Origin of the sequence: Rhodovulum strictum (genome assembly GCF_009649175.1) — a bacterium.
Lineage (GTDB): Bacteria > Pseudomonadota > Alphaproteobacteria > Rhodobacterales > Rhodobacteraceae > Rhodovulum > Rhodovulum strictum.
In genome coordinates, this window is the sequence record NZ_WJPO01000016.1 from 34,771 (window position 1) to 56,601 (window position 21,831).

At 65.9% G+C, this 21,831-nt stretch carries 20 protein-coding genes; 5 read left to right on the forward strand and 15 right to left on the reverse strand.

All coding sequences use genetic code 11. From position 1 onward, the window contains the following. Positions 1-26: 26 nt before the first annotated feature. Together GH815_RS11020 and clpS are read right to left on the reverse strand one after the other, a co-directional pair. Entirely contained in the window at positions 27-1,037 is a 1,011-nt protein-coding gene (locus tag GH815_RS11020; RefSeq protein ID WP_153748831.1) for a class I SAM-dependent methyltransferase, read from the reverse strand. 31 nt (positions 1,038-1,068) lie between these two features. Continuing rightward, positions 1,069-1,392, reverse strand: a complete 324-nt coding sequence (gene clpS / locus GH815_RS11025; protein WP_407072176.1) for an ATP-dependent Clp protease adapter ClpS — start codon at positions 1,390-1,392, stop codon at positions 1,069-1,071. A gap of 120 nt (positions 1,393-1,512) precedes the next feature. Between clpS and GH815_RS11030 the strand changes: the two genes are divergently transcribed. The 3 genes from GH815_RS11030 to GH815_RS11040 all read left to right on the forward strand — a co-directional run bounded on the left by GH815_RS11030 (position 1,513) and on the right by GH815_RS11040 (position 4,589). Next, positions 1,513-2,214 carry an HAD family hydrolase gene (locus tag GH815_RS11030; RefSeq protein WP_153748832.1) on the forward strand — a complete coding sequence of 234 codons (702 nt, stop codon included), beginning with the start codon at positions 1,513-1,515 and terminating at the stop codon, positions 2,212-2,214. A gap of 246 nt (positions 2,215-2,460) precedes the next feature. Beyond that, the gene (locus tag GH815_RS11035; RefSeq protein ID WP_153748833.1) at positions 2,461-3,906 is read left to right on the forward strand and encodes a D-alanyl-D-alanine carboxypeptidase family protein; all 1,446 of its coding nucleotides are present in this window, start codon (positions 2,461-2,463) and stop codon (positions 3,904-3,906) included. Continuing rightward, positions 3,879-4,589: a fumarylacetoacetate hydrolase family protein gene (locus GH815_RS11040; protein ID WP_153748834.1), complete on the forward strand. Its 711-nt coding sequence runs from the start codon at positions 3,879-3,881 to the stop codon at positions 4,587-4,589. The genes GH815_RS11035 and GH815_RS11040 overlap by 28 nt, the downstream gene beginning before the upstream one ends. A gap of 3 nt (positions 4,590-4,592) precedes the next feature. On the opposite strand, the gene ccoS is transcribed toward GH815_RS11040, so the two are convergent. The 8 genes from ccoS to ccoN all read right to left on the reverse strand — a co-directional run bounded on the left by ccoS (position 4,593) and on the right by ccoN (position 12,629). Further along, complete coding sequence (gene ccoS, locus GH815_RS11045; protein ID WP_153748835.1) at positions 4,593-4,751, reverse strand: cbb3-type cytochrome oxidase assembly protein CcoS; 159 nt, start codon at positions 4,749-4,751, stop codon at positions 4,593-4,595. A gap of 5 nt (positions 4,752-4,756) precedes the next feature. Next, positions 4,757-6,937 carry a heavy metal translocating P-type ATPase gene (locus tag GH815_RS11050; RefSeq protein ID WP_153748836.1) on the reverse strand — a complete coding sequence of 727 codons (2,181 nt, stop codon included), beginning with the start codon at positions 6,935-6,937 and terminating at the stop codon, positions 4,757-4,759. A gap of 4 nt (positions 6,938-6,941) precedes the next feature. Further along, entirely contained in the window at positions 6,942-7,406 is a 465-nt protein-coding gene (locus tag GH815_RS11055; RefSeq protein WP_343030799.1) for a FixH family protein, read from the reverse strand. After that, positions 7,403-8,836, reverse strand: coding sequence for a cytochrome c oxidase accessory protein CcoG (gene ccoG, locus GH815_RS11060; protein ID WP_343030800.1), 1,434 nt, complete (start codon positions 8,834-8,836; stop codon positions 7,403-7,405). Before ccoG ends, GH815_RS11055 begins: the two co-directional genes overlap by 4 nt. 344 nt (positions 8,837-9,180) lie before the next feature. Continuing rightward, a complete protein-coding gene (gene ccoP / locus GH815_RS11065; protein ID WP_153748837.1) occupies positions 9,181-10,068 on the reverse strand; it encodes a cytochrome-c oxidase, cbb3-type subunit III in 888 nt (295 codons plus the stop codon). Further along, complete coding sequence (locus tag GH815_RS11070) at positions 10,065-10,277, reverse strand: cbb3-type cytochrome c oxidase subunit 3 (protein WP_153748838.1); 213 nt, start codon at positions 10,275-10,277, stop codon at positions 10,065-10,067. Before GH815_RS11070 ends, ccoP begins: the two co-directional genes overlap by 4 nt. A 12-nt stretch (positions 10,278-10,289) precedes the next feature. Beyond that, positions 10,290-11,018, reverse strand: a complete 729-nt coding sequence (ccoO, locus tag GH815_RS11075; RefSeq protein WP_153748839.1) for a cytochrome-c oxidase, cbb3-type subunit II — start codon at positions 11,016-11,018, stop codon at positions 10,290-10,292. Between the two features lie 12 nt (positions 11,019-11,030). Then, on the reverse strand, positions 11,031-12,629 hold the full coding sequence (gene ccoN, locus GH815_RS11080) for a cytochrome-c oxidase, cbb3-type subunit I (RefSeq protein WP_153748840.1): 1,599 nt from the start codon (positions 12,627-12,629) through the stop codon (positions 11,031-11,033). A 213-nt stretch (positions 12,630-12,842) separates the two neighbouring features. Here ccoN and GH815_RS11085 point away from each other — a divergent pair, with 213 nt between their 5' ends. Continuing rightward, positions 12,843-13,682 carry a universal stress protein gene (locus GH815_RS11085; protein ID WP_343030802.1) on the forward strand — a complete coding sequence of 280 codons (840 nt, stop codon included), beginning with the start codon at positions 12,843-12,845 and terminating at the stop codon, positions 13,680-13,682. A 41-nt stretch (positions 13,683-13,723) separates the two neighbouring features. Here GH815_RS11085 and fnrL read toward each other — a convergent pair whose 3' ends face one another. Further along, positions 13,724-14,470 (reverse strand): transcriptional regulator FnrL, encoded by a 747-nt coding sequence (gene fnrL / locus GH815_RS11090; protein ID WP_153748842.1) that lies wholly within the window; start codon positions 14,468-14,470, stop codon positions 13,724-13,726. 62 nt (positions 14,471-14,532) lie between these two features. Here fnrL and hemN point away from each other — a divergent pair, with 62 nt between their 5' ends. Next, positions 14,533-15,888 (forward strand): oxygen-independent coproporphyrinogen III oxidase, encoded by a 1,356-nt coding sequence (hemN, locus tag GH815_RS11095; RefSeq protein ID WP_153748843.1) that lies wholly within the window; start codon positions 14,533-14,535, stop codon positions 15,886-15,888. A 107-nt stretch (positions 15,889-15,995) separates the two neighbouring features. On the opposite strand, the gene GH815_RS11100 is transcribed toward hemN, so the two are convergent. The 4 genes from GH815_RS11100 to GH815_RS11115 are packed head-to-tail and all read right to left on the reverse strand — an operon-like array spanning position 15,996 to position 21,714. Beyond that, positions 15,996-17,600 carry an ABC transporter ATP-binding protein gene (locus GH815_RS11100; protein WP_153748844.1) on the reverse strand — a complete coding sequence of 535 codons (1,605 nt, stop codon included), beginning with the start codon at positions 17,598-17,600 and terminating at the stop codon, positions 15,996-15,998. Next, positions 17,597-18,706: an ABC transporter permease gene (locus GH815_RS11105; protein ID WP_211365068.1), complete on the reverse strand. Its 1,110-nt coding sequence runs from the start codon at positions 18,704-18,706 to the stop codon at positions 17,597-17,599. The genes GH815_RS11100 and GH815_RS11105 overlap by 4 nt, the downstream gene beginning before the upstream one ends. A 1-nt stretch (position 18,707) precedes the next feature. Further along, positions 18,708-19,793 carry a microcin C ABC transporter permease YejB gene (locus GH815_RS11110; protein ID WP_153748845.1) on the reverse strand — a complete coding sequence of 362 codons (1,086 nt, stop codon included), beginning with the start codon at positions 19,791-19,793 and terminating at the stop codon, positions 18,708-18,710. A gap of 16 nt (positions 19,794-19,809) precedes the next feature. After that, positions 19,810-21,714 (reverse strand): extracellular solute-binding protein, encoded by a 1,905-nt coding sequence (locus tag GH815_RS11115; protein ID WP_153748846.1) that lies wholly within the window; start codon positions 21,712-21,714, stop codon positions 19,810-19,812. Positions 21,715-21,831: the final 117 nt, after the last annotated feature.

A 21,831-nucleotide genomic window follows, 5' to 3' on the forward strand; every position in this document is an offset into this window, starting at 1 on the left:
ATTCTCGGGCGCCAAACTAGGCGATTTCACCGCCCGCCGCGAGCGGGGCGCCGCGGCCGGTGGCCGTGCAACAGCTTGAAGCCTGCATCGCCGCCGATCTCTTGGGTCTCGACGAACAGCGTGGCAAGGTCGCGTTCATAGGGCAGATGGCGGTTGGCGACGACGAAGACCTGTCCGTGCGGGGCCAGCAGGCGGGCTGCGGCAGCAAGGAAGGCGCGGCCAAGGCCGGGATCGGCCGCGCGCGCGCTGTGGAAGGGCGGGTTGGCCAGAACGATGTCGAAGGGCGCATCCCCAGAAAAGGCGGTGGCGTCCGCCCAGTGAAACCGCGCGCGGGGATCGGGCACATTGGCACGCGCGCAGGCAAGCGCGGCGTGGTCGGCCTCGATCAGATGCAGTTCGGCGATCTCGGGATGGGCGGCCAGCGCCTCGCCGGCCAGATAGCCCCAGCCGGCGCCCAGATCGGCCACCCGCCCCTTGAGCCTGGCAGGCAGCGCCGCAAGCAGGAGCGCCGAGCCCCGATCCACCCCGTCGGCCGAGAAGACACCCGGCGCGGTGCGGTAGCGGCCCGCGACCAGCGGCCCCGCGCCTGGGTGCCAGTCGGCGAAGGCGGCGGGGTCAGCGGTGAACGCGAAGCATTTGCCATGCGCCTTGGCAAAGGGCGCCGTGACCTCGGCCCCCTGCCCCTTGATCGCCTTGAAGAGGCTGTCGACCCCATCGGTCCTGGCGCCATCCACGATCACCGGTCCGCCCCCCGTCAGCGCCAGTGCCTCGGCGATCCAGGCGCGGGCCAGCGCCTTGGCGCGCGGCACGACGACCAGGGCGGCCGCGAACGCCCCTTCGGGTGCCACGGTTACGTCCCAGCCGCGCCGCGCCCAGGCATCGTGATCGGGGGCAAAGCCCTGGACGATCTGCACCCGGTCCCGGGGCAGCGCCGACAGATCCGCCCCTGCGCCGGGCCCGAACACCAATATCCGGCCGGTTTCGGGCAAGGCGACGGCGCCGCTTTCCAGCGCAAGGGTCAGGCGGCTGTCGGACATCGGGTGCTTTCCGGGAAGCGGGCGCGCAGCCCTATTCCCTTTCCATGGTGCATTGCAGCGGGTGCTGGTGGCGGCGGGCGAAATCCATCACCTGCGCGACCTTGGTCTCGGCCACCTCGAAGCTGAACACGCCCACAACCGCGACGCCCTTCTTGTGGACGACCAGCATCAGTTCAAAGGCCTGGGCATGGCTCATCCCGAAGAAGCGTTCCAGCACATGCACGACGAATTCCATCGGCGTGTAGTCGTCGTTCAGCAGCAGCACCTTGTAAAGCGGCGGGCGCTGGGTCTTGGGGCGCGTCTTGGTGATGACCCCGGTCTCGCCTTCGGGGTCGTCGCCCTTGTCGGCCATCATGCGAGGGTCGGTGGTCACGGCGGCCCGTCTCCGGCAAATCGGGTGGTGTTCGGCTTGGACGCCTTTATATATGCGGGTCGGCCTGTCTGAAAAGGGCCGAGCAGGGGGGCCGGGCGCCAGATGTCGCGGACAATCACGACAATCGGTTTCGATGCCGACGACACGCTCTGGCAGAACGAGCGGTTCTTCCGCATGACGCAGGAGCGATTCGCCGGGCTGCTGGCCGATTACACCGAGACCGGCCACCTGATGGAACGCCTGCTGGCGGCCGAAAAGCGCAACCTTGGGCATTACGGATTCGGCATCAAGGGCTTCGTGCTGTCGATGATCGAAACCGCGATCGAGGTGACAGAGGACCGGGTGCCCGCCTCTGTGATCCGCGAATTGCTGGCGGCAGGCCAGGAGATGCTGCGCCACCCGATCGAGTTGATGCCCGAGGCGCGCGAGGCCGTCGAGGCACTGGCGGCCAAGTACCGTATCCTTCTGATTACAAAGGGCGATCTACTGGATCAGGAGCGCAAGCTGGCGCAATCGGGGCTGGGCGATCTGTTCGACGGCGTCGAGATCGTCTCGGACAAGACCGCGCCGCGTTATGATGCGATCTTTGCCCGCCATGGCGAGGGGGCAAGCCGGGCGGTGATGGTGGGCAACTCGCTGAAGTCGGACGTGATTCCCGCCATCGAGGCAGGCGCCTGGGGCGTGTTTGTGCCGCATGACCTGACATGGGAGCTGGAACATGCCGAGCCACCGCGCGGCCATGCCCGCTTTGCCGAACTGCAACATCTGGGCGAATTGCCCGGCCTGATCGCGGCGCTCGGATAAGCCCGAAAGGCAGGATTTGTTGCCCGGAGGGCCCGCCACGCCATATCTCGATTTACCTTTCCTTAACCTTCGAACTCCCCGAAAACGGGGTGTTTTCCGTCGCGGCCGGCTGTGCTAGGCTTCGCGAAGAAGCGATCGCCCACCACAAAAATCCGGGCGACGAGAGGCAGTGAAAAGGCAACAGCCGTGCAACGTTCGGGGCAATACGTCCGGCGCGTACTTTTCGTATCGCTCATCGCGGTTGCGATGGCGTTCGTGACATCCGGGGCGCGCGCCGCGCCCTTCGCGGCGATGGTGATCGACGCGCGGTCGGGCGAGGTTCTGCATGCGCAGAACGCCGACACGCAGTTGCATCCGGCCTCGCTGACCAAGATGATGACGCTCTACATCGCCTTCGAGGCGGTGCAGAATGGCGAGATCAGTCTGGACGATTATGTGACCGTCTCGCGCAAGGCCGCGGCCGAGCCTCCCTCCAAGCTGGGGCTGAAGCCCGGCCAGCGAATCCAGTTGCGCCATCTGATCCGCGCAGCGGCGGTCAAGTCGGCCAATGACGCGGCCACCGCCATCGGCGAGGCGATCGAAGGGTCCGAGGCCGCCTTTGCCCGGCGCATGAACCGCACCGCAAGGTCGCTGGGCATGACCCGGACCAATTTCCGCAATGCCCATGGCCTGACGCAAGAGGGGCATCTGTCCACCGCGCGGGACATGACCACGCTGGGGCGCGCGCTGTTCTATCACTATCCGCAGTATTACAACATCTTCTCGCGCGAGACGACGGATGCGGGCATCGCGCAGGTGTCGAACACCAACCGCCGCCTGCTGTCCAGCTATCGCGGCGCCGACGGGATCAAGACCGGCTACACCCGCGCGGCGGGGTTCAACCTTGTCGCATCGGCCGACCGTGGCGGAAAGCGGATCATCGCGACGGTGTTCGGCGGCGCCTCTCCGGTGGCGCGCAATGCCAAGGTGGCGGAACTGCTCGATCTGGGCTTCCAGCGTTCCCCGACCCGCGTTGCGGTGCGCACGCCGGCCCGCCCGGTCTATGTCGCCAGCGCCGGGCCAGAGGAAAGCCCGGTGCCTGCGGCCCGCGCTTCGACACAGCTTGCCGCCTCGCCCCGCCCGCCGAAACGGCCGGGCTTCGAGCCGCCCGCCGCCATCGTGGCCGCCGTCGCCGAAAGCGTCGAGAACGCGCTGGCCTCGGCGCAGGCCGAGATCGCGGCCGCAGCGCGCGCCGAGACGGCCCCCGTGCCCAATCCAGCCCCTGCCGCCGATCCGGCCCCCGCGCCTGTCGCAACAGCCGCGGCAGAGCCCGCGCCGCGCCCGGTACCGACCCTGACGCCACGCGCCCGGCCCGAGGCGATCATGCCGGCCGCCGCCAATGCAACCACGCCGCCCGCGTCCTCGGCCGACGAGATCGGCCAAGAGGTCGTGACCCGGCTTTCGTCTTCGGGCGGGCGGATGTGGGGCGTCAATATCGGGCGCTTCGGCTCGCGCCATCAGGCCGAGCGGGTGCTTCTGATCACGGCGCTGCAAGAGATCGGAACGCTCGATACCGCGCTGCGCAAGGTCGTGCAAAGCAACCGCGGGTTCGAGGCGAATTTCATCGGCATGACCGAGGAAGAGGCCGCGCTTGCCTGCCGCAGGCTGCAATCGAACGGCTCCGAATGCACCACGATCGGCCCGCAATCGTGACGGTCTACGCGATCTACGCCCCGCCCGTGCCCTCGCTGGCGATCGCGGGGTCCGAGGCACGGTTTCCGGTGCGGCGGATTTTTTGCGTCGGGCGGAACTACGCCGCCCATATCCGCGAAATGGGCAATGACGAGCGCGAGCCGCCCTTCTTCTTTGCCAAGCCCGCCGATGCCCTGGTCGAGGATGGCGCGACCATCCCCTACCCGCCCGCAACCCGTGACCTGCATCAGGAGGCCGAGCTTGTCGTTGCTATCGGGCTGGGCGGCGCCGATCTGTCGCCCGAGGCGGCGCTGGCCCATGTCTGGGGCTATGCGCCGGGCAACGACCTGACCCGGCGCGACATGCAGGCCGAGGCCAAGGCCGCAGGCCGCCCCTGGGACATGGCCAAGGGCTTCGACAATTCGGCAATCTGCGGTGCGCTGGTCCCGGCCGCGCAGATCGGCCATCCCGCAACAGGCCGCATCCGCTGCACCGTGAACGGAACGCTCCGGCAGGACGCGGATCTGGCGGACATGATCTGGCCTGTGCCGCAGGTCATCGCCCATCTGTCGCGGCTGGTCACCCTTGCCCCGGGCGATCTGATCTATACCGGCACGCCTGCGGGCGTGGGCGCGCTGGGCCCCGGTGATGTCTGCATGGTCGAGATCGACGGGATCGGCGCGGTGACGGCGCGCATCGCGTGACGCTCAGGGTTTCGGCCGGTCGTCCCAGTCGTCGTTGAGGATGCGCTGCGAGTCGCCTTCGGGGTCTTCGTACTGGCGATGTTTCAGCGCCCAGAAAAAGGCCGCAAGTCCCAGCCCGCCCAGGAACAGCGCAATCGGGATGAGGAAGGCGAGCACTTCCATCGCGTCTACCTCAGCCGCAGCGCGTTCAGCGACACGGTGATCGAACTGAGCGACATCGCCAGCGCCGCCCAGAGCGGGGTGCAGAAGCCCAGCAGCGCGACCGGCACGAAGACGGCGTTGTAAAGCCCGGACTGCCAGAAATTCTGGCGGATGCGACGGACCGAGACCTTGGCCATGCGCACCGCATCGGCAATCGGCGCGATGTCGCGGCCCAGGAGCACCATGTCAGACGCCGCCCGCGCCGCATCCAGCGCAGAGGCGGGCGAGATCGAGACATGTGCCGCCGACAGCGCCACGGTGTCGTTCAGCCCGTCGCCCACCATCAGGACGCGGTGGCCCTGATCCTGCAACGCGGCGATCCTGGCGGCCTTGTCCTGCGGCAGCGCGTTTGCCTGCCAATGCTCGATCCCCAGCCGCTGCGCCATGGCCTCGACCGCGGCCGTAACATCGCCCGAGATCAGCCAGACCGCCTTGCCCTGCGCCCGCAGCGCCTGCACGACCTCTTCGGCACCGGGGCGCAAGGCGTCGGTGAAGGTAAAGCTGCGCGTCTCGTCGCCGAGCGACAGGTAGGCCCCCGTCGTGGCGCAATGGGTGGCACCGACCCAGCCCGCGCGGCCCAGCTTGACCTCCCGCCCCTGCCATGTCCCCTGCACCCCGTAGCCCGGCGCCTCGCGCAGATCGGCGACCTGGGCCGGGCGCAGCCCGCGCGCGCGCAGCGCCGTCGCCAGTGCGCGCGCCAGCGGGTGCGAGGACGCCTCGGCCAGCGCCAGCGCGACGCGCAGCGCCTGTTCGGGTTGGGTGTCGAGATTGTCGGGAACCGGCGTGCCCATGGTCAGCGTGCCGGTCTTGTCGAAGACGACGGTATCGACCTCGGCCAGCCGTTCCAGCGCGGTGCCGTCCTTGATCAGCAGCCCCTTGCGGAACAACCGGCCGCTTGCGGCGGTCACGACGGCCGGAACCGCAAGGCCCAGCGCGCAGGGGCAGGTGATGATCAGCGTGGCGATGGCGACATTGACCGAAAGCCGCAGATCGCCCCCGGAAATCCACATCCAGGCGGCAAAGGCCCCCAGCGATAGCAGCGGGATGGTCGGCGCATAGGCCCGGGCGGCGCGGTCGGCCAGCGTGGTATAGCGGTTGCGCGCAGATTCCGCCGCCGCCACCAGATCGGCCATGCGATGCAGAGAGCTGTCGCGCCCCGCCGCCGTCACGCGCACCGTCAGCGGCCCGGTCAGGTTGACCTCGCCCGCACTGAGCTGTGCCCCCTCGGCGGTGACCACCGGCAGCGTCTCGCCGGTAAGAAGCGAGCGGTCGACCTCGGACCGGCCTGCGGTCACGATCCCGTCCACCGGCACCCGGCCACCGGGCCGGACCAGCACCAGATCGCCCACCGCAAGCTGCGCAACCGGCACCGTGGTTTCGGCGCCGTCGTTCAGCAGGATCGCGCGGGGCACCTCGAGCGCGGCCAGTTCCTGCGCCGCAGAGCGCGCCAGCGCGCGGGCGCGGTGGTCCAGATAGCGGCCGATCAGCAGGAAGAAGGTCAGCATCAGCACCGCCTCGAAATAGGCGTGGTGGCCAGACTTAAGCGTTTCGTAAAGCGAGATCGCGACCGTCAGCACCAGCGCCAGCGCAATCGGGCCGTCCATGTTCAGCCGCCCTGCCCGTAGCGCCCCCAGCGCCGAGCGGAAGAAGGGCTGACCGGCAAAGGCCACGGTCGGAATCGCGATCAGGGCCGAGATCAGGTGGAACATGTCGCGCGTGGCGTCCGCCGCTCCCGCCCAGACCGCCACCGACAGGATCATGATGTTCATCATCGCGAAGCCGGCAACGCCGACGCGCATCAGAAGATCGCGGCCCTGCCTGTCGGTCTCGGTCATCGACAGAACGCCCGCGTCAAGCTCGTGCGCCTCGTAGCCCTCGCGGCCCAGCCGCTCGATCAGCGCGGCGGCGGTAACCTCGGGTTCGGCATCGACGCTGACGCGCTTCAGCGTCAGGTTCACCCGCGCCGAGCGCACGCCGGGATGGCGGGCAAGGGCGCGCTCGACGGTGCCGATGCAGGCGGCGCAATGAACGGTCGGCAGCGACAGCAGCAGCCGCGCATCCTTCGGCACCTCTGCGGCCTCCATCGCGGCGGGCACGGCGGCGCAGGCCGGGCAGGCCGAGGTCCGGGGGTTCAGGGCCGCGTCCATCGGACTAGCCCCGGACGTAAAGTTGCAAGCGCTGGCGGAACAGCGTGCCGTCCTCGGCCCGGGCGTCCAGGCGCACCGTCCAGTAGCCGGGGCCCAGATCCATCGGGGCGGTGAACGCGCCGTTGAAATAGGCAAGCTCGGGCACGCGGTCGTCGCGGTTGCTGGTGGCCCGGCCGATCAACACCTCGATCTCGGGCACGGGCACGGGCTGGCCATCGGCATCGTCGATGCGCAGATGGAAAAGCCGGGCCTCGGCATCGTACTCGGCCGCCGCGACCCAGCCCAGCGCCTGCTGCGCATCGCGCATCGCGTCGAATTGCTGGCTTGCGACATAGGAGTTGCGGACCTCGAGACCGGGGAAGGTGCTGACCGCCTTGAACGCCATGAAAAGGTTGACGACGATGATCACGCCGAAAAAGGACAGCACGATGATCAGAACCTTGCGGCCGGTCAGTTCGTTCGTGTTCACTGCGCTGTCCTTCCGTGGAAGATGGTGTCGTTGAAGGCGCGTTCGGCGGCGGCCAGATCCTCCAGCCACAGCCGCATCGCGGTGGTTTGCGCGGTCGCGGGCGCGCTGCCCGGGGGGGCGATGACATAGACGCGCTTCAGTTCGGTCACGTCGGGCGGCACCGTGAACACGCCATCCTCGGCGCCCTCGATCTCGATCGTGAACTGGTCGCTCGGCGTGACGGTGATCGCGAAATCGCGCGGCGCGCCCTGCATGTTGCGCACGCGCACCTCATAGGCGTTGCGGATCGAGCCGTCGGACAGTGTGACGAAGGTCGGATTGCGGACCGGCGCCACCGTCATGTCGATATCCGACCGCACGAACAGCGCGACCAGCAGGCCGATGCCGACCGCCGACCACAGCGTGGTGTAAAGGATGGTGCGGGTGCGGAAGACATGGGTCCAGATCGAGCGGGGCTTTTCGCCCGCGCGTTCCCGTGTTTCGTCCGACAGCGCCATGTACCCGACCAGCCCGCGCGGCTTGCCGATCTTGTCCATCACCTCGTCGCAGGCGTCGATGCACAGCCCGCAGGTGATGCAGGCCAGTTGCTGGCCGTCGCGGATGTCGATGCCCATGGGGCAGACATTCACGCAGGCAAAACAGTCGATGCAATCGCCCAGCGCCTCGGCGCCCTCGGCCTTGCGATGCTTGCCGCGCGGCTCGCCGCGCCAGTCGCGATAGGCGATGGTGATGGTGTCCTCGTCCATCATCGCGGCCTGTATGCGCGGCCAGGGACACATGTAGATGCAGACCTGTTCGCGCATGAACCCGCCCAGGATCAGCGTCGTCAGGGTCAGAACAAGGATCGTGGAATAGGCGATAAGATGGGCGTCAAGCGTGACAAGCTGCCAAAGCAGCGTCGGTGCGTCGGCGAAGTAGAACACCCAGGCCCCGCCCGTCGCCACCGAGATCGCCAGCCACAGCGTCCATTTGCTCAGCCGCAGGCGGGCCTTGCGGAAATCCCATTTCTGGTTCCACAGCTTCACCCGCTTGTTGCGGTCGCCCTCGATCCAGCGCTCGGTCAGGATGAACAGATCGGTCCAGACCGTCTGCGGGCACAGATAGCCGCACCAGACGCGCCCCAGCGCCGAGGTGAACAGGAACAGACCCAGCCCCGCCATGATCAGAAGGCCCGCGACGAAATAGAACTCGTGCGGCCAGATCTCGATCCAGAAGAAGAAGAAGCGCCGGTTGGCCAGGTCGATCAGAACTGCCTGATCGGGCAGGTTCGGGCCGCGGTCCCAGCGTATCCAGGGCAGCAGGTAATAGATGCCCAGGCAGATCGCGAGAAGCCACCATCTTAGAGTCCGGAACTTGCCCGACACGCGGCGCGGAAAGATCGGTTCGCGGGCGACGTACAGGCGTTCGGGGGTCTGGTCTGTCGAGCTCACAGGCTCACTCCGTTCGGGCTGGCAGCCCGGCCGGTCGGCCCCGGCGCGACACTGGCCCCAGCAATATGGTCAACTAAACACCCTGAGCCCGGCGAATGGAAGCGTTCGGCCGATCACTTTGCGGGCTGCGGGTCAGCTTGAAAGCACCGAATCGGACCGCCCCGCAACCGAGAACTGGAAAAGTTCCAAATCTGTGCGCAGACGAACAGCGGTATCTCATCTGGCGCGCTGGACGGGTTGGGGAGGATGCGCAAGGATGAACACCGGCCCCCGTGGAAACGCGCGAACAGGATGGGGGCCGGTGCCATCGACCGGGGGCCTCGCGGCCCCCGGAAGACTTTAAATCACTCGCCCCCGCCAAGCTGATGGACATAGGTCGCAACCGCGCGCCGATCTGCTTCGCTCAGGCGTTCGCGGTGGCTCGGCATGATGCCAAATCGCGCGTAATACACCGTCTCGGTCAGCGTCTCGACACTTCCGCCGTAAAGCCAGATCGCGTCCGTCAGATTGGGCGCGCCCTGATAGCGGTCTCCGGTTCCGTCATCCATGTGGCACGAGGCACAGTTGTAAAGAAACACCTCTTCGCCATCGCTTGCCAATGCGGCATCATGTTCCTGTCCGGAAATTTTCCGCACATACTGCACAACCTGCGCGATCTCGTCATTCGTCAGCAACTCGTCCACGCCGAAGGCGGGCATCTGCGACCAGCGTGCATCCGGGTCGTCCTCGTTGCGGATGCCATGGGTAACGGTGGTGTAGATGTCCTCAAGTGCGCCGCCCCACAGCCAGTCATCGTCCAGAAGGCTGGGATAGCCCGCCGCCTGCACGCCCGCCGCGCCAGAGCCGTGGCACTGGGCGCAGTAGGTGCGGAACACCGCGGCCCCGCCCTGCACGGCGTAGTTGTACAGGTCGGCATCGGCGCGGATCACCTCGGGGTCCAGTTCGACCTCGATCAGGCGCGCCACCAGATCGGCATTCGCCTCCTGGAAGCGCTCGATCTCGCGCGCCACCTCGGCCCGGGTCGAATGCCCCAGAAGCCCCGGCGTCGCGCCCGATTTCAGGGGAACCGCCGGGTAGAGGACCGCGTAGATCACCGCGAAGGCGATGCAGGCGTAGAAGGACCAGAGCCACCAGCGCGGCAGCGGGTTGTTCAACTCCTCGATGCCGTCCCAGCTGTGGCCGGTGGTGCCGACCACGTCCTCGGGCAGGGGTTTCTTGTCGCTTGTGCTCATGTCCGCGCCTCCTTGTGGCACGCGGCCTCATCCGCATCGCGGGACGGGGCGGGTTCGTTGTCGTGGCGGAACGGGATGTCGGCGCTGTCGCTATGGACCCGGGCGCTGCCCGGGCGCAGCGCCCAGAAGATCACGCCCAGGAAGAACAGCGTCAGGAACAGCAGCATCCAGCTGTCCGCAAAGGCGCGCAGGGCGGTATAGGTTTCCATCGGAACCGCCCCCTACCGGCTTGCATGCGGCTCGAAGGTCGAGAAATCGACCAGCGTGCCCAGCATCTGAAGGTAGGCCACCAGCGCATCCATTTCCGAGATGCCCGGCTTGCCGTCGAAATTGCGCACCTGTGCGCCCGGATAGCGTTCCAGCAACCCGTCGGCCCCATCCGAGAACGGGTCGATCTGCGCGTTGAAGTCCGCCACCGCGTTCTCGATCATCTCGTCGGTATAGGGCACACCGACCATGCGGTGGACGCGCAGCTTGTCGGCGATATGGGTCGGGTCGATCATCCGGTTTTCGAGAAAGCCGTATTTCGGCATGATCGATTCCGGCACCATCGCCTGCGGGTCGCGCAGGTGCTGCACATGCCAGTCATCCGAGTAGCGCCCGCCCACGCGGGCCAGATCCGGCCCCGTCCGCTTGGACCCCCACTGGAACGGGTGGTCATACATCGACTCCGCCGCGAGGCTGTAATGCCCGTAGCGTTCGACCTCGTCGCGCATCGGGCGGATCATCTGGCTGTGGCAGACGTAGCAGCCCTCGCGCACATAGATGTCGCGCCCTTCCAGTTCCATCGGCGAGTAGGGGCGCACGCCCTCCACCTCCTCGATGGTGTTCTCGAGGTAGAACAGCGGTGCGATCTCCACCAGCCCGCCGACGGTGACGACAAGGAAGCTGAACACCAGAAGCAGCGAGGCGTTCTTCTCGAGGATCTTGTGCTTTTCAAGAATGGCCATGATGCGTGCTCCTTATTCAGCAGGGGCCGCGACGCGCGCGGGCTGGCGGGCCGGCGCAGAGGTCGCGGTCTTCCAGATGTTGAAGCACATGATCAGCGCACCGAGCACGAAGAGCCCCCCGCCGATGGCACGCACCACATACATCGGGAACTTGGCGCTGACGGTGTCGGCGAAGCTGTTGACCAGGAAGCCCTGGGCATCGACTTCACGCCACATCAGCCCTTCCATGATGCCCGAGACCCACATCGACGCTGCGTAAAGCACGATGCCGATGGTCGCGAGCCAGAAGTGCCAGGACACCAGCGCATTGGAGTAAAGCCGCTCCTTGCCCCAGAGCCGCGGCGCCAGGAAATAGAGCGCGCCGAAGGTGATCATGCCGTTCCAGCCCAGAGCGCCGGAATGGACGTGACCGATGGTCCAGTCGGTGTAGTGCGACAGCGAGTTGACCGCCTTGATGGACATCATCGGCCCCTCGAAGGTGGACATACCGTAGAAGCCCACGGCGACCACCATCATCCGGATCACCGGATCGGTGCGCAGCTTGTCCCAGGCACCCGACAGCGTCATCAGCCCGTTGATCATGCCCCCCCAGGAGGGCATCCACAGCATGATCGAGAACACCATGCCCAGCGTCGAGGCCCAGTCGGGTAGCGCGGTATAGTGCAGGTGGTGCGGACCGGCCCAGATATAAAGGAAGATCAGCGCCCAGAAGTGAATGATCGACAGCTTGTAGCTGTAGACCGGGCGTTCGGCCTGCTTGGGCACGAAATAGTACATCATCCCCAGGAAGCCCGCGGTCAGGAAGAAGCCCACCGCGTTGTGGCCATACCACCACTGGATCATCGCATCCTGCACGCCCGCGAAGACCTGCACCGATTTCGAGCCGAAGATCGAGACCGGGATCGACAGGTTGTTGACGATGTGCAGCATCGCGACGGTCACGATGAAGGACAGGTAGAACCAGTTCGCCACGTAGATGTGGGGTTCCTTGCGCTTGAAGATCGTGCCGAGGAAGATCGCCAGATAGACCACCCAGATGATCGTCAGCCAGATGTCCACATACCATTCGGGCTCGGCATATTCCTTGGACTGGGTCGCGCCCAGCACATAGCCCGTCGCCGCAAGCACGATGAAAAGCTGGTAGCCCCAGAACACGAACCAGGCGGCATTGCCGCCCCAGAGCCGTGCGGCCGAAGTTCGCTGGACCACGTAGAACGAGGTTGCGATCAGGGCGTTGCCGCCAAAGGCGAAGATCACCGCCGAGGTGTGAAGGGGCCGCAGTCGACCGAAGTTCAGATGGCCCTGCGCCCATTCGAAATTGAGCCAGGGAAAGGCAAGCTGGCTGGCAACGAACGTGCCCGCCGCAAAGCCGATCACCCCCCAGAACGCCGTCGCGATGACGCCCGCCCGGACGACATCGTCCATGTATCCGGTCTCGGGCGCCGGTTTCGGATCGCCGGTGCGGCGCACCGTCCACAGAAACAGCCCCGCCGCGACCAGCATCACGATCAGCGCATGCACCTGGTATGCGAAGTCGCGCGCGTAGCTGGCAGCAATCGCGGCACAGACCGCGATCACGCCATAGACGGCGATTTTAACGTAGTCCCACATAGGAAGCCCCTTCGTCGCTTCCGGCCGATTCCCGTCGGCCGACTCCCCTCACGTGCCCGTGAGTATTCGATTGTATGCAAAGATATGCATTGATCCATGTCAAGGCATCTTCGAACCGTTCCAGAGTCTCATTGATCCTTGTCAAAGCCCGCCCGGCGACCTCGGCGCTAGAGTCGGTGCAACGTCAGGTTGGACGCGAAGGAGCAAGCTCAGGTGGCCTACAAGACCATTCTCACGATCATCACGGACACCGACATCGCCGTTTCGGCGCTGGAACCCGCGATCACGCTTGCCAATCGCGAAAGCGCCCATCTCGACATTCTCTGTCTGGGCGTCGATCGCACCCAGACGGGCTATTACTATGCCGGCACGAACGCCTTCATCCAGCAGGAGACCCTGCACAAGGCGCAGGAGGATTCCGCCGCGATCGAGGCCGCCGTCAAGACCCGGCTGGGCCGCGAGGGGATCGCCTGGGCCGCCGAGGCGGCGGTTGCCCAGATTGCCGGGCTCAGCCATCTGGTCGCGCAGCGCGCGCGCTATTCCGATCTGGTCGTGATGCCCCGCCCCTATGGCGAGCAGCGCGGCATCGAGGACGAGGCAGCGACCGAGGCGGTACTGTTCGACGGCCATGCGCCGCTTCTGATCATGCCCGAGGGCGCGGATGCCAACGTGATCGGGCAGAAGATCGTCGTCGCCTGGAACCAGAGCCACGAGGCGATGGCCGCGATCAAGCAGGCGATGCCGCTGATGCAGGCCGCCGAGTTGGTGAACATCGCCATCGTCGATCCGCCCAAGCATGGCGCCGACCGCTCTGATCCGGGCGGCGCGCTGTCGCAGATGCTGTCGCGCCACGGGGTCAGGGCGGAAATCTCGGTGCTGGCCAAGACGATGCCGCGCATCTCGGACGTGTTGCAGCGCCATGTGCAGGACATCGAGGCCGACATGATGGTGATGGGCGCCTATGGCCATTCGCGCTTCCGCGAGGCGATCCTGGGCGGGGCCACGCGGGACATGCTGGAACGCACCGGCGTTCCGATCCTGATGGCCCATTGATGCAAAGAGGGAGGTGCGGGGCCGGGCGGCCCCTGCCCTGCTCAGGACAGCATGCCGCCGTCGTTGTCGTCTCCCGTCTCGCCAAGCAGACGGTCGAAATCGGGAATGGTCACGTGACGCTTGCCTTCCAGAACGATTACCCCGTCGCGCTTGAGCGCCGACATCTGGCGGCTGACCGTTTCCAGCGTCAGGCCCAGGTAGTCGGCCATCGCCTCGCGGGTCAGCGGCAGGTCGAAGACGATCTTGCTCTGCATCGGTGCAAACTTCAGCGAGGCATCGCGCCGCGCGATGATCGCCAGAAGGCTCGCGATCTTCTCGCGCGCGGTCTTGCGACCGAGAAGCAGCATCCATTCCCGCGCCGCGTCCAGCTCGTCCAGCGTCATTTCCAGCAGGCGCTGTCCGATATGGGGCGTGCGGATCATCAGATCCTCGAACGGCTTCTTGCGGAAGCAGCACATGGTCAGCGAGGTCGTCGCCACCACATCATAGGCCGCCGTCTCGCGCCCCGGCCGGCCCACGAAATCCGACGGCAGCAGCAGCCCCACCATCTGGGTGCGCCCGTCTTCCATCGTCTGGCTGAGCGTCGCGATTCCCTCGACCACGGAGGCGACGAAATCCATCCGGTCACCCGACCAGATCACGGTCTGCCCGGCCTCGTAGGTCCGGTAATACTTAATCGACTCGAGCTGGTCGAGCTCGTCGGTCTCGCAACGGGCACAGACGGCCCGATGCCGGATCGGGCAATCCACACAATCCGTGTGCGCCACGGGAGGGTCGGTAACGGCCATTCCGTTTCCAATTTTGACTTCGATCAAGGAGCGAACCCTTGGGTGAAAATAACGCTAGTGCAATGAGCACCGAATCGCAACTCACGCGTCTCGGTCTATTCGATGCAAAAGTGCCCCGCTACACCAGTTACCCGACTGCGCCGCACTTCAACGCCTCGGTAGACGACGGAGACTTCGCCGGCTGGATCGACCAGATCGAACCCGGTTCGCAGATTTCCCTTTATATCCACGTGCCGTTCTGCCGTCGGCTGTGCTGGTTCTGCGCCTGCCGCACCCAGGGCACGCGGTCCGACTCGCCGGTGCGCGCCTATCTCGAGACCCTCAAGGAAGAGGTCGCGATGCTGGGCCGGCGCCTGCCTGCGGGTGTGTCGCTGTCGCGGCTGCACTGGGGCGGGGGGACGCCGACGCTGTTGTCGGCGGACATGATGAAAGAGTTGACCGAGGTCATCTTCAAGGCCGCCCCGATGCACGAGACGGGCGAGTTCTCGGTCGAGATCGACCCCAACGAGATCGACGCCGCGCGGCTTGACGTGCTGGCCGCGGCCGGGATGAACCGCGCCTCGATCGGGATTCAGGATTTCGACCCGCAGATCCAGTCGGTCATCGGCCGCATCCAGAGCTATGACGTGACCCGCGACGCGGTGGACATGATCCGCGCCCGCGGCATCCCCAGCCTGAACGCCGACATCCTGTATGGCCTGCCGCACCAGTCGAACGAGCGGATCGCCGAATCGGTGCAGAAGCTGATGTCGCTCTCGCCCGACCGGGTGGCGCTTTACGGCTATGCCCATGTACCGTGGATGGCGCGGCGCCAGTCGATGATCCCGGCCGAGGCGCTGCCCACCCCCGAGGCGCGGCTGAAGCTTTACGAGACCGCGAAGGAACTGTTCCTGTGGGACGGCTATCGCGAGATCGGCATCGACCACTTCTCGCGGCCCGAGGACGGGCTGGCCCGCGCGCTGGATGCCGGGCGGCTGCGGCGCAACTTCCAGGGCTATACCGACGACACCGCACCCGCGCTCATCGGGCTGGGGGCGTCCTCGATCTCGAAATTCCCGCAGGGCTTCGCGCAGAACCTGTCCGGCACGTCGGACTATACCGCGCGCATCCGCGACGGGCGCTTTGCCACCGGCCGCGGCCATGTCTTCACCCCCGAAGACAACATGCGCTCGCGCATGATCGAGCAGTTGATGTGCGAGTTCCGCATCTCGACCGCCGAGATTACCGGAACCTTCGGCATCTCGAAATCGGAACTGAACCGCATGTTCGCCGAAGTGGTCGACCAGTTCGCGGGTTTTGTGGACCTGACCAATGACGGGCTGGTGATCCCCGAACATGGCAAGCCGCTGACCCGGATGATCGCCCGCGCCTTCGACGCCTACGACCTGTCCAAGGCCGGTCACAGCTCGGCGATCTGAGACATACGGCCGGGCCGCCTTGTGTGGCCCGGACCGCCCGCGGGGCAATTTCGCCCCGTGAAACGCCCGCAGCAGCCCCCCCGCCGCGGGCGTTGTTTTTGCGCGGTCTACTGGGCAGCGGCCACCGGCGCGCCAAAGGCCGCCTGCATCAGCGTGCGGGTATAGTCGCTTTGCGGTGCCTCGAAGATCGCGCGCGCCTCTCCGGCCTCGACGATATCGCCCTGGCGCATCACGATGACCTTGTGGCTGAGCGCGCGCACCACCCGCAGATCGTGGCTGATGAACAGATAGGCCAGATCGTTGCGCCGTTGCAGTTCGCGCAGCAGATCCACGATCTGCACCTGAACCGTCATGTCCAGCGCCGAGGTCGGCTCGTCCAGCACCAGAAGACGCGGCCGCAGGATCATGGCCCGCGCGATCGCGATGCGCTGGCGCTGGCCGCCGGAAAACTCGTGCGGGTAGCGGTGCATCATCGCGGGGTCGAGCCCCACTTCGGTCAGGATCTGCGCCACCTCATCGCGGGGGGACCGGCCCGAGCGGGCGCCATGCACGCCCAACCCCTCGGCCACGATCTGTTCGACCGTCATGCGCGGGCTGAGGCTGCCGTAAGGATCCTGGAACACGATCTGCATGTCGCGGCGAAGGGGGCGCATCTGGCGCGATTTCAGCCCGTCGATGCCGCGGCCCTGAAAGACGATCCGCCCCTCGGACGAGATCAGCCGCATGATCGCCAGTGCAAGCGTCGTCTTGCCCGAACCGGATTCGCCCACGATGCCCAGCGTCTCGCCCGCCCGCACGGCAATATCGGCCGCGTTCACCGCCTTGATATGGCCCACGGTGCGCCGCATGAACCCGCGCTGGATCGGGAACCAGACCTTCAGCGCCTCGGTGCGCACGATTTCGGCCGCGCCGGGCTTGACCGGATCGGGGCCGCCCACCGCCTCGGCGGCCAGAAGCTTGCGGGTATAGGGGTGCTGCGGCGCGCGGAATATGTCCTCGGTCCGGCCGCTCTCGACGATCTCGCCATCCTTCATCACGCAGACCCGGTCGGCGATGCGGCGCACCACGCCCAGATCATGGGTAATGAACAAAAGGCTCAGCCCCTCGGCCCGTTTCAGATCGGCCAGCAGGTCGAGGATCTGCGCCTCGATGGTCACATCGAGCGCGGTGGTCGGCTCGTCCGCGATCAGCAGTTCCGGGCCGTTGGCCAGCGCCATGGCGATCATCACCCGCTGGCGCTGCCCGCCCGAAAGCTGGTGCGGATAATCCTTGAGCCGGGTTTCGGGATCGCGGATGCCGACCTTGTGCAACAGTTCCAGCACCCGGGCACGCGCAGGCGCCCCGGTCAGGCCCTGATGCAGCGCAAGGCTTTCGGTCAGCTGCTTTTCCAGCGTGTGCAACGGGTTGAGCGAGGTCATCGGCTCCTGGAAGATGAAGCTGATATCGTTGCCCCGCACCGCGCGCAGCCGCGCCTCGGACGCGCCGATCATCTCGTCGTCGCCATAGCGCACCGATCCCGTGACCGTCGCGCTGCCGGGCAGAAGCGCCACGGTCGAGAGCGCCGTTACCGACTTGCCCGAACCGGATTCGCCCACGATGGCGACGGTCTCGCCGCGGCCCACCTCGAAGCTGACGCCGCGCACGGCGGCAATGTCGCGCCCGTCCTGCCGGAAACTGACCGACAGGTTATCGACCTTCAGGACCGCACTCATCGAAAGGTCTTTCTGGGGTCGAAGGCATCGCGCACGCCCTCGAAGATGAACACCAGCAGCGACAGCATGATCGCGAAGGTGAAGAACGCGGTAAAGCCCAGCCAGGGCGCCTGAAGGTTCTGTTTCGCCTGAAGCGTCAGTTCGCCGAGCGAGGGTGCCGAGGAGGGCAGCCCGAAGCCGAGGAAGTCGAGCGATGCCAGCGTGCCGATGGTCGCGGTAATCAGGAAGGGCAGAAGCGTCAGGGTCGCCACCATGGCATTCGGCAGCATGTGGCGGAACATGATCGTGGCGTTCGACACGCCCAGCGCGCGGGCCGCGCGAACATATTCGAAATTGCGCGCCCGCAGGAATTCCGCCCGCACCACGCCGACCAGCGCGGGCCAGCCGAACAGCGCGGTCAGGAAGACCAGCAGCCAGAAACTGCGCCCCAACACCGCGAACAGGATGATGATGATGTAAAGCTGCGGCGTCGAGGTCCAGATCTCGATCACGCGCTGAAAGATCAGGTCGGTGATCCCGCCAAAGAACCCCTGCACCGCCCCCGCCACGATCCCTATCACCGAGGCGATGGTGGTCACGATCAGCGTGAAGAAGATCGACAGCCGGAAGCCATAGATCACCCGCGCCACCACATCGCGCGCCGTGTCGTCGGTGCCAAGCCAGTGATCCGCGCTGGGCGGTGCCGGTGCGGTGCCCGAAATATCCGAAATCGTGTTGTAGCTGTAGGGGATCAGCGGCCAGAGGATGCGGCCCCGCTCGATCGCCTGCCCGTCGATGACGCCGGTCCTGGCCTGGTCGATCAGGTCCTCGGGCGCGTCCCAGCACGCCTCCATCCCGCCGGTCAGGATCAGGCATTGCACCTCGATGTCGCGATAGACGGCTTCGGTGCGCAGATCGCCGCCAAAGGCGGTTTCGGGGTAAAAGCGGTAGATCGGGAAGAAGTTTTCGCCCTGAAAGCGGACATAGATCGGCTTGTCGTTGGCGATCACCTCGGCGAACAGCGACAGCCCGAACAGGACGCCGAACAGGATCAGCGACCAATAGGCCCGGCGGTTGCGGGTGAAGTTCCGCCAGCGGCGCTGGTTCAGGGGGGAGTGCGTCAACATCTCAGGTCTCCCGGCTTTCGAAGTCGATCCGCGGATCGACCAGCACATAGGTCAGGTCCGAGATCAGCCCCACCAGCAGCCCGATCAACCCGAAGACATAGAGCGTGGCGAAGATCACCGGATAATCGCGCGCCACCGCCGCCTCGAATCCCAGCCGCCCCAGACCGTCGAGCGAAAAGATCGTCTCGATGATGATCGAGGCGCCGAAGAAGACGCCGATGAACATGGCCGGGAAGCCCGCGATCACGATCAGCATCGCGTTGCGGAAGACATGGCCGTAAAGGATGCGGGATTCTGCCAGCCCCTTGGCCTTGGCGGTGACGACATATTGCTTCCTGATCTCGTCGAGGAACGAGTTCTTGGTCAGCAGTGTCAGCGTGGCAAAGCTGGAAATCGTCGTGGCCAGAACCGGCAGGGTGATGTGCCAGAAATAGTCGCCGATCTTGCCCAGCAGGCTGAGCTCGTCGAAATTGTCCGAGGTCAGGCCCCTGAGCGGGAACCACTGGAAATACGACCCGCCCGCGAACAGCACCAGCAGGAGCACCGCGAACAGGAAGCCGGGGATCGCATAGCCCACGATGATCGCGCCGCTGGTCCAGGTGTCAAAGGGCGTGCCGTCCTTCACCGCCTTGCGGATGCCCAGCGGGATCGAGACCAGATAGGCGATCAGCGTGGACCACAGCCCCAGCGTGATCGAGACCGGCATCTTTTCCAGAACCAGATCGATCACCGCGACCGAGCGGAAATAGCTCTGGCCGAAATCGAAGCGGATATAGTTCCACATCATCGTCAGGAACCGTTCCAGCGGCGGCTTGTCGAAGCCGAATTCGCGTTCCAGTTCCGCGATGAATTCGGGCGGCAACCCGCGTGCGCCCACATAGCGGTCGTCGCCGAAACCCTGCGCCCGTTCGCCCACATCGCCCCCGCCCGCAATGCCCTGAAACACATCGCCCTGCCCTTCCATCTGGGCGATGATCTGTTCGATCGGGCCGCCGGGCACGAACTGGGTCAGGGTGAAGTTGATGATCATTATGCCCAACAGCGTCGGGACGATCAGCAACAATCGCCGAAGGATATAGGCGCCCATGGGCTGCTCTGCCTCGTTATCTCAGCACACCGGCGGCACGCAGCGCCGCGGCCTTTTCGGCGTTATACCACCAGAAATCGAGATTGCCCAAGCTGTAGGGCGGCAGCGGGTCGGGATACTCGTACATGTCGTAATAGGCGACCGTGTGGGTGTCCTTGAACCATTGCGGCACCCAGAACCGTTCGGCGCGCAGCACCCGGTCAAGCGCCTTGACCGCGATCTCGACCTGGGCATCGTCCTGGGCGGCCAGCACATTCTCGATCAGCCGGTCCACGGCCGGACTTTTCAGCCCCATCTTGTTGAAGACCGAGGTATCAGCGGTTTCCGAGCCGAAATACTGAAGCAGGCCCGAGCCGGGGATGTAGTCCATCGGGAACTGCTCGGTCACAACGTCGAAATCGAAGCTGCGTTCGCGGTTGGTCGCCTGCGCATTGTCCACCCGCGTATGGACCGCATCCACGCCCGCGCGGCGCAGGTTCTCGACAAATGGGTTGATGACCCGGTCGAAGGTCTGGCTGTCGTTCAGGAACTCGACCCGCAGGGTGCGCCCGTCCTTGCGGCGCAAACCGTCATTGCCGACCTCCCAGCCGGCCGCGTCCAGCAAGTCCGAAGCGCGGCGCAGGTTGCCCCGGTCAAGCTGGCGCGCGCCGGATGTGGCGGCCATGACCGCGGGTTCGGTCAGGATCGTCTCGGGCAGAAGCCCCTCGGCCACCAGCGGCTCCAGCAGCGCGCGTTCGGCGGCATCGGGCACGCCCTCGGCCGCCAGATGGCTGTTTTCCCAGAAGGAATTGACCCTCGCATAGAGCCCGTAGAACAGCGTTTCGTTTGACCATTCGAAGTTGAACATCAGCCCGATCGCCTCGCGCACGCGGGGGTCCTGGAATTGCGGGCGGCGCAGGTTGAAGATGAAGCTTTGCCCGGTTGCGATGGTGCCGTCGGGCAGTTCGGCCTTGATCACGCCGCCATTGCGCACCGCCGGGAAATCGTAGCCGGTGGCCCAGATCTTGGACGATGCCTCGTTGCGGAAGGTGTAGCTGCCGCCCTTGAACCCTTCGAAGGCGGCGTTGTAATCGGCGTAGTATTCGATGCGGATGCGGTCGAAATTGCTCCGGCCGCGGTTGATCGGCAGATCGGCGCCCCAGTAATCGGGATTGCGCTGGTAGACGATGGTCTGGCCCACATCCATCCGGCCAAGGACGTAAGGCCCGGAGCCAAGCAGGGGTTCCAGGCTCGATTCCTCGAAATCGCGGTTGTTGGCGATGTAATGCGCCTTGGAAAAGACCGGCAGCCCGCCCACCAGTTGCGGCAGATCGCGGGTGGGCACGCCCTGGGCAAAGGTGAACTTGACCCGGCCATCCTCCAGCATCTCGGCGCGCTCTACCTGGCGGGAAAGCTGGACGCGGAAGCTGGGCAGGCCCTTGTCGCGGAAAAGCTCGAAGGAATGGACGACATCCTCGGCCGTGACCGGCGAGCCATCGGAAAACCGCGCCTCGGGGCGCAGGGCAAAGATCGCCCAGGAGCGATCCTCGGGATATTCGATGGTTTCGGCCAACAGGCCATAGACCGTGCCGATCTCGTCGGCGGTGCCGGTCATCAGCGATTCGAAGAACACGCTCGACAGGCCGCCCGACCGGCCCTTGGTCGTGTAGGGATGCATCGAGTCGAACGAGCCGAAGGCCCAGACCGAGATCTCGCCGCCCTTGGGCGCGTCGGGGTTGACGTAGTCGAGATGCGGGAAATCGGCGGGGTATTTCGGTTCGCCGAAGGTCGAGATGGCATGCGCCACGATCACCTTCTGCTCGGCCAGCGCCTGCTGCGCCGCAAGCGCCAGCATCAGCGCAAGCCCCCAGGCGGTCAGCCAGAGCCGAAGCGGAACCGCGCGGGCAAGGGCCCTGGCACGGGCGGGGCGGGGCGTGGGCATCGGCGAACTCCTCCTCGGTGGTCCCCTCGTGTTGCAGACACGAGTTAGGGCGCGCGTCGTGCAAGGCTAAGGGTCGGCTTGCCGGCTGTTCAAGTTGAGATTGCGTGATGGGGGCGC